Below are 1,110 nucleotides of genomic sequence, written 5' to 3'. Positions count from 1 at the left end.
GGGGTAGAAACGGTAAATGATATCATTCCTATTACAAAGGTCCAAATTAGGATACCCGTAGGACTACTAGCTATAATACTATTGAGGATTAAAACAGCCACCATTAAGGATAAGCTTATTATTACCGCTTTCATGGGGCTGAATATTTCCGCCATTTTAGCACCGATAAAGTTCCCTACAACCATCCCGGATCCAGCGATGATCATAGCATAACTCACCGCGGTTTGTGTATGTCCGGATACCTCGGTTAACAAGGGAGCAATATAACTGTACCAGGCAAAGAAGCCACCAGTACCTACAATGGTCAATACAATTATCACCCATAGCTCTAGTCGCTTAAATACATTGAGGTCTTTCGCCATTCCTTCCGAAGAAGAACGTTCTTGTGCAGGCATCCAATAGTAAAGCGCAAGCATGGTAAACAAGCCCACAACTCCCACCGATATAAAAGATAGGCTCCAACTATAATGTTGACCCAAATACGTACCTAGGGGAACCCCCACCACATTGGCCACTGTTAATCCGGAAAACATCATGGCAATCGCCTGGGCCGCCTTTCCCTTTCTGGCCACTTTTCCTGCTACTACAGCTCCAATACCAAAAAAAGCACCATGGGGAAGACCAGATAAAAATCGGGTTACCAACATCATCCCGTAGCTATTGGAGAAGGCAGAAATGGTATTGAAAAGGGTAAACCACAACATTAGGAACAACAATACCTTATGAGCCGCCCACCTACCGCTAAACAAGGTTAAAGTTGGGGCCCCTACGACTACCCCAAGGGCATAGGCAGAGATAAAATGTCCGGCCTGCGGAATGGTAACATCCAGGGAACTGGCCACATTGGGCAAAATCCCCATGATAACAAACTCCGTCATCCCTATTCCAAATCCGCCCATTGCCAGGGCAAAGAGTGCTTTCTTATTTGTTTTATCCGTTTCCATATTCCTACTGTTCATTTACTATCGGTAATTATTTAATTCCTAAGGAACAACCGAAAGTCTTATTTGCTTCTTTACTACTATTAAAAGCCTGCAAAACTACAGCCTTTTAAAGGAATACTATTCTTTTTAACCAATCTTTATGTGCTTCTAGGCAAACGAACCCCAA

The 1,110-nt window shown here is 43.4% G+C and carries 1 protein-coding gene; it reads right to left on the bottom strand.

What is annotated here, in order from left to right; all coding sequences use genetic code 11:
* Window positions 1–959, bottom strand: a 959-nt coding sequence (locus F1E73_RS17030; protein WP_223883502.1) for an MFS transporter, incomplete at its 3' end; no start/stop codon positions are given.
* Between the last annotated feature and the right edge of the window lie 151 nt (window positions 960–1,110).

It is taken from the genome of Arenibacter lacus, assembly GCF_008711145.1.
Classification (GTDB): domain Bacteria; phylum Bacteroidota; class Bacteroidia; order Flavobacteriales; family Flavobacteriaceae; genus Arenibacter; species Arenibacter amylolyticus.
The sequence above is the reverse complement of the archived record's forward strand: the minus strand, read 5'-3'. Positions and strand labels throughout refer to the sequence as shown.